At 39.7% G+C, this 6,505-nt stretch carries 6 protein-coding genes; all 6 read left to right on the forward strand.

The annotated features are described in order from the left end of the window. The first annotated feature begins 131 nt into the window (after positions 1–131). The 6 genes from dsbC (at position 132) to rpsA (ending at position 6,440) form a co-directional block, all read left to right on the forward strand. Positions 132–818, forward strand: a complete 687-nt coding sequence (gene dsbC, locus BKL51_RS02185; protein ID WP_077465111.1) for a bifunctional protein-disulfide isomerase/oxidoreductase DsbC — start codon at positions 132–134, stop codon at positions 816–818. Positions 819–901: 83 nt separating this feature from the next. Then, positions 902–2,629, forward strand: a complete 1,728-nt coding sequence (gene recJ, locus BKL51_RS02190; protein ID WP_077465120.1) for a single-stranded-DNA-specific exonuclease RecJ — start codon at positions 902–904, stop codon at positions 2,627–2,629. Further along, positions 2,622–3,329 carry a thiol:disulfide interchange protein DsbA/DsbL gene (locus BKL51_RS02195; protein WP_077465112.1) on the forward strand — a complete coding sequence of 236 codons (708 nt, stop codon included), beginning with the start codon at positions 2,622–2,624 and terminating at the stop codon, positions 3,327–3,329. The genes recJ and BKL51_RS02195 overlap by 8 nt, the downstream gene beginning before the upstream one ends. Then, positions 3,326–4,015 carry a 5'-methylthioadenosine/adenosylhomocysteine nucleosidase gene (locus BKL51_RS02200; RefSeq protein ID WP_077465113.1) on the forward strand — a complete coding sequence of 230 codons (690 nt, stop codon included), beginning with the start codon at positions 3,326–3,328 and terminating at the stop codon, positions 4,013–4,015. The genes BKL51_RS02195 and BKL51_RS02200 overlap by 4 nt, the downstream gene beginning before the upstream one ends. An 8-nt stretch (positions 4,016–4,023) precedes the next feature. Beyond that, positions 4,024–4,695 (forward strand): (d)CMP kinase, encoded by a 672-nt coding sequence (cmk, locus tag BKL51_RS02205; RefSeq protein WP_077465114.1) that lies wholly within the window; start codon positions 4,024–4,026, stop codon positions 4,693–4,695. A gap of 95 nt (positions 4,696–4,790) precedes the next feature. After that, positions 4,791–6,440: a 30S ribosomal protein S1 gene (rpsA, locus tag BKL51_RS02210; RefSeq protein ID WP_077465115.1), complete on the forward strand. Its 1,650-nt coding sequence runs from the start codon at positions 4,791–4,793 to the stop codon at positions 6,438–6,440. Positions 6,441–6,505: the final 65 nt, after the last annotated feature.

A 6,505-nucleotide genomic window follows, 5' to 3' on the forward strand; every position in this document is an offset into this window, starting at 1 on the left:
TAAAGTGGCGGATTATATGCTATTTTCTGATTTTTGGGTAGTGAGGCTTGCACAAATTAACAATCTCTTTATAATCCCAAGCTTTACTGTTTAGCAAATTTAGGTGTTTAGCAAACTTTAGGAATAAAAAAATGAAGAAAATTTTAACCGCACTTTTATGTGGAGTCGCAGTGAATGCGATGGCGGGTGATGCTGCAATTAAAAGCCAATTAAAAACATTGGGTGCCAAAAGTATTGATATAAAAGATTCTCCGGTTTCAGGGGTTAAAACTGTGGTAACCGACAAAGGCATTATTTATATCACAGAAGACGGAAAATATGCTTTCCAAGGTAAACTTTATAAATTAACAACTAAGGGGCCCGTGAATGTGTCAGGTAAGTTTTTAATGGATAAGCTTAATTCTTATAAAAATGAAATGATAGTTTATCCGGCAAAAAATGAAAAATATGTCGTTACCGTATTTATGGATATTACCTGCCACTACTGCCATTTGTTACATCAACAGTTAAAAGAATATAATGATCTTGGTATTACCGTGCGTTATTTAGCTTTCCCTCGCGGTGGCATGAGAAGTGAAACAGCAAAACAAATGGAAGCTATTTGGACTGCCAAGGCTCCTGTTTTTGCTTTAAACGAAGCTGAAAGCGGTAGACTGCCGAAGGAAGTTAAAACGCCTAATATTGTGAAAAAACACTATGAGTTAGGTATTCAGTTCGGCGTAACCGGCACACCGAGTGTTATTACCTCAAGCGGTGAGATAATCGGCGGATATTTAAAACCGGCAGATTTATTAGCTGCGCTGAAAGAAAGCAAGTAATAATTTTTATTGAATAAAAACAATGTTGTATTTTATAAAAGAGCTGTTGGTTTAACAGCTCTTTACTTATGAATGAATTACTCGTGAACAAACACATAAAACGCCGTAAAATTCCAACCGGAGGTTCTGTTTCCGAACATCCTTTATTGGATCGCCTTTATCGTGCCCGTCATATTAAAAACAGACAAGAATTAGACCGCACTTTAAAATCTATGTTAAATCCGAATCAACTTTATGGCATTACTCAAGCTGTAGCATTGTTGGTATCGGCTTATCAAACCCAACAAAAAATTGTCATTGTTGGGGATTTTGATGCAGACGGAGCAACAAGTACGGCATTGACGATATTGGCGCTTCGTCAGCTTGGTTTTACGAATATTGATTATTTGTTGCCAAATCGCTTTGAACAAGGCTATGGATTGAGTATTCCTGTGGCTGAAATGGCGATTGAAAAAGGTGTGCAATTACTCATGACAGTGGATAATGGCGTATCTTCTTTTGAAGGAATTGCTTTTTTGAAAGAAAAAGGTATTCGGGTTTTAGTGACAGATCATCATCTACCTCCGGATACACTGCCTCCGGCTGATGCTATTGTGAACCCTAACTTAAATCAATGTGATTTTCCTTCAAAATCCTTGGCAGGCGTAGGGGTAGCATTTTATTTGATGTTGGCGGTGCGGGCGAAATTTCGAGAGTTAGGTATTTTTACGGCGGAAAACCAACCTAATTTTACGGAACTGCTTGATCTGGTAGCACTGGGTACGATTGCTGATCTCGTGCCGCTTGATCAGAATAATCGCATTTTAGCCTATCAAGGTTTAATGCGCATTCGTGCTAAATATTGCCGACCTGGGATTATCGCCTTAGCAGAAGTAGCGAATCGTAATGTTGAGCAGTTTTCAGCAAGCGATCTTGGCTTTTCTATTGGACCGCGTTTAAATGCGGCCGGGCGATTGGATAATATGTCTCTTGGCGTGGAATTGTTACTTGCGGAAGATATGCAAACTGCACGTGAACTCGCTTTGGAACTTGATCAACTTAATCAAACGCGCAAAGAAATTGAGGCGGGGATGAAACTTGAGGCACTGGAAATTTGCCGAAATCTAACCGCACTTTTCAGTGCATTGCCAACAGGTATCGTGCTTTATCAAGCGGATTGGCATCAAGGTGTGTTAGGGCTCGTTTCGTCTCGCATTAAAGACCAGTACCATCGTCCGGTTATTGCTTTTGCGCAAGATAAAAAAGGAGTATTGAAAGGTTCTGCCCGCTCTATTGAAGGAATACATATCCGCGACCTATTAGAACGAATTCATTCTCAATATCCCGATATAATCTTAAAATTTGGCGGACATGCAATGGCGGCAGGTTTAAGCATTCGTGAAGAATGTTTTAGCCAATTTCAACAAATTTTTAATCAAACAGTGTTAGATTGGTTGGATGAAGCGCATTTAAAAGGCATAATTTGGACAGACGGCGAATTAGGAACGAATGAATTTACTCTTGAAACGGCTGAATTGTTAAAAAATGGTGGCCCTTGGGGGCCGGCATTTGCTGAACCTTGTTTTGACGGTGAATTTAAAATTTTGGATCAACGCGCAATTGGACAAGGGCAAAACCATTTAAAAATGTTGGTAGAACCGAAACAAGGCGGTCCGCTTTTAGATGCTGTTGCCTTTAATGTTGATACCCGATTATATCCCGATTTATCTATTAAATGGGCCCGTTTAGCCTATAAATTAGACATAAATGAATTTCGAGGTAATCGTAACATACAATTATTAGTAGAGCATATTGAACCCATAGATGAGTAAAATAAGAAAGTGGCGATGGGGAAATCTTGCGTTATTCGGTATTGCAACGCAATTTGCTTTCGCAGAAATGAATCCAAAAGATTTTTCTATACAAAATCAACCGCACTTGCCTTCTGCAAATACATTAAGATTTGAAGACGGGCGCGATTATTTTTCCTATAAAGAACCGGTGGTTCATCCTTTGCGTGCAGATAAGAAAATCCGTATCCAATTCTTTTTTGATTATGATTGTCGAGTGTGTTCGTCCGCACAAGATATTTTAGAGTTTTATAGCCAAATGCGTCCTGATAAAATTGTTTTGGAACAATATCCGGTGGCAACCATTGAAAATCAATTTAGTGCGAAGGTGTTCTACACATTGAAAGCATTAAAGGCAGGGGAATTATCTGATTCATTATTGTTTGAAACGGCAGAGAAATCACGTTATGTCGAACTGGCATCACCGGCAAAAATGCTAAAATGGGCAGAGCAGCAGGGACTTGATAAACAAATCTTTGCAAAAACCGAAAACTCTTCGGATATAAAAGAAAAAGTAAAAGATTCTATTGAATTGACCGAAGAATATGGTGTTTTTACTTATCCCTATGTGGTGATTGGAGGGAAATACGTACTGACGGCGAGTACGCTTTATAACGATGATTATAGTGTGGCCGTATTAGATTATTTAGTGAGTAAATTGGAAAAGGAGAGAGAAAAATGAAAATAGGCATTGTTGGTGCAATGGCGCAAGAAGTCGAAATTCTGAAAGGTTTAATGGCGGATAAAATCGAAACAAGAGTAGCAAGTGCGGTCATTTTTGAGGGAAAAATTAATGGAAAATCCGTTGCTTTGTTGCAATCAGGTATCGGTAAAGTCGCTGCTGCAATCGGAACTACCGCCTTACTACAGTTGGCAAAACCGGATATTGTGATCAATACGGGCTCAGCCGGTGGGGTAGCTAAAGGATTAAAAGTAGGAGATATTGTCATTTCCGATGAAACCCGCTATCACGATGTGGATGTTACGGCATTCGGCTATGAAAAAGGTCAACTTCCGGCTAATCCCGCGACATTTTTGTCTGATAAGAAATTAGCGGATCTTGCCCAAAAAGTTGCTGAAGCACAGGGACAATCGGTAAAACACGGGTTAATTTGTTCCGGCGATAGCTTTATTAATAGTGAAGATAAAATTGCTGAAATTAAAGCGGATTTCCCTCATGTAACAGCGGTCGAAATGGAGGCAACGGCAATCGCCCAAGTATGTTATGCATTTAATGTACCCTTTGTGGTTGTTCGTGCGATTTCTGATGGCGGCGATGGGGAAGCAAGCCTGTCTTTTGAAGAGTTTTTACCGCTTGCGGCGAAGCAATCTTCAGCGTTGGTTTTAGGCATGTTAGACAAATTATAGGATTTCTTATGGGAATAATTATTACCGTTGATGGCCCAAGTGGTGCGGGAAAAGGTACATTATGCTACGCGTTAGCGGAAAAATTAGGCTATGCCTTGTTAGATAGCGGGGCGATTTATCGTGTTACGGCGTTGGCGGCGATGAAAAGTGCGGTCAATTTATCCGATGAATTTGCTTTGGCGGAATTAGCACGTAATTTGGATATTCAATTTATTCCGCGAGATGGGGAAGTAAATATTTTATTAAATGGCGAGAATGTAAGCCATTTACTTCGTACTCAAGAAACGGCGGATGCCGCATCAAAAATTGCCGTTTTTCCACAGGTTAGAGAGGCATTACTGCAACTTCAACGAGATTTTGCCAAAAATAATAACCTTATTGCTGACGGGCGTGATATGGGAACGGTGGTATTTCCGACTGCTCAGGTGAAACTCTTTTTAGACGCAAGTGCCGAAGAACGCGCAAAAAGGCGCTATAAACAGTTGCAAAGCAAGGGAATTAGTGGTAACTTTGCACAGATTTTGGCCGAGATAAAGGAACGAGATTTTCGTGATAGAAATCGTGAAGTCGCTCCGCTTAGACCGGCTGAAGATGCGTTGTTACTTGATAGTACAACATTGAGTATTGATGAAGTGATTGCTCAAGCGATGGCTTACATTCAACAACGTAAAAATACTTAACTTTGTTTATTCAAGGATGAATAAACGTTTATTTTCAACCCCACATCTTATGGATAAAATGTGGATGTTATCAACTTTTAAAGAAGATTATTTATATGTCAGAATCTTTTGCTCAACTCTTTGAAGAATCATTAAAAGGCCTTGAAACCCGTCAAGGTTCAATCGTTAGCGGTACTGTAGTAGCTATCCAAAAAGGTTTCGTCCTTGTTGATGCCGGTTTAAAATCTGAATCTGCAATTCCCGTTGCTGAGTTCCTAAATGCACAAGGTGAACTTGAAGTTCAAGTCGGCGACACGGTAAATGTTGCATTAGATGCAGTTGAAGATGGCTTCGGTGAGACTAAGCTTTCTCGTGAGAAAGCGGTTCGTCACGAATCTTGGATTGAATTAGAAAAAGCTTATGAAGAAAAAGCGACTGTTATCGGTTTAATCAACGGTAAAGTAAAAGGCGGTTTCACAGTTGAGCTAAACGGTGTTCGTGCATTCTTACCTGGTTCTTTAGTTGATACTCGTCCTGCACGGGATGCAGATCACTTATTAGGTAAAGAATTAGAATTCAAAGTGATCAAATTAGATCAAAAACGTAATAACGTTGTTGTTTCTCGTCGAGCAGTGATTGAGTCAGAAAATAGCCAAGAACGTGAACAAGTGTTAGAAAACCTTGTTGAAGGTTCGGAAGTTAAAGGTATTGTTAAAAACTTAACTGATTACGGCGCATTCGTTGATTTAGGCGGTGTTGACGGTTTACTACACATCACGGATATGGCTTGGAAACGTGTGAAACACCCAAGCGAAATTGTGAATGTCGGTGATGAAGTAACCGTTAAAGTATTGAAGTTCGATAAGGATCGTACTCGTGTCTCTTTAGGCTTAAAACAATTAGGTCAAGATCCATGGGTTGCTATCGCTGAAAATCATCCGGTAAATAGCAAATTAACCGGTAAAGTAACTAATTTGACTGACTATGGTTGTTTTGTTGAGATCTTAGATGGTGTTGAAGGCTTAGTTCACGTTTCTGAAATGGATTGGACTAATAAAAACATTCATCCGTCCAAAGTGGTGAGTTTAGGCGATGTTGTTGAAGTAATGGTATTAGAAATTGACGAAGAGCGTCGTCGTATTTCTTTAGGCTTAAAACAATGTAAACCTAACCCGTGGACTCAGTTTGCTGAAACTCATAATAAAGGCGACAAAGTAACCGGTAAAATTAAATCTATCACTGATTTCGGTATCTTTATCGGTCTTGAAGGTGGGATCGATGGTTTAGTTCATTTATCTGATATTTCTTGGAACGTATCCGGTGAAGAAGCCGTTCGTAACTACAAAAAAGGTGACGAGGTTTCAGCAGTGGTATTAGCAGTAGATGCAGTTAAGGAGCGTATCTCTTTAGGCATCAAACAGCTTGAAGAAGATCCGTTTAATAATTTCATCGCAATCAATAAAAAAGGTGCGGTAGTTTCTGCAACTGTGGTTGAAGCTGATGCAAAAGGTGCTAAAGTAGAATTAGTAGGCGGAGCTGAAGGTTATATTCGTGCTACTGATCTTACTGATGAAGTTGTGGCAGGCGATGTCGTTGAAGCAAAATACACTGGTGTAGATCGTAAAGCCCGTATTGTTCATTTATCTGTAAAAGCAAAAGCTCAAGCAGAAGAAGCTGCGGCAGTCGCAAGCGTGAATAATAAACAAGAAGAAGTTACTATTCCGAATGCAATGGCTGAAGCTTTTAAAGCAGCTAAAGGTGAGTAATTAATTTATTCTGTCAGGCTGGGCTTATCCCAGCCTTCTTTTTCTTCAAGTTTTATTGATAATTC

Source organism: Rodentibacter sp. Ppn85 (assembly GCF_001999335.1).
Taxonomy (GTDB): domain Bacteria; phylum Pseudomonadota; class Gammaproteobacteria; order Enterobacterales; family Pasteurellaceae; genus Rodentibacter.

Excerpts from the sequence above, each read along its gene's own strand:
- cmk (WP_077465114.1), top strand. The coding sequence starts at position 4,024 with ATGGGAATAATTATTACCGTTGATGGCCCAAGTGGTGCGGGAAAAGGT.
- dsbC (WP_077465111.1), top strand. The coding sequence starts at position 132 with ATGAAGAAAATTTTAACCGCACTTTTATGTGGAGTCGCAGTGAATGCG.
- rpsA (WP_077465115.1), top strand. The coding sequence starts at position 4,791 with ATGTCAGAATCTTTTGCTCAACTCTTTGAAGAATCATTAAAAGGCCTT.
- BKL51_RS02200 (WP_077465113.1), top strand. The coding sequence starts at position 3,326 with ATGAAAATAGGCATTGTTGGTGCAATGGCGCAAGAAGTCGAAATTCTG.
- BKL51_RS02195 (WP_077465112.1), top strand. The coding sequence starts at position 2,622 with ATGAGTAAAATAAGAAAGTGGCGATGGGGAAATCTTGCGTTATTCGGT.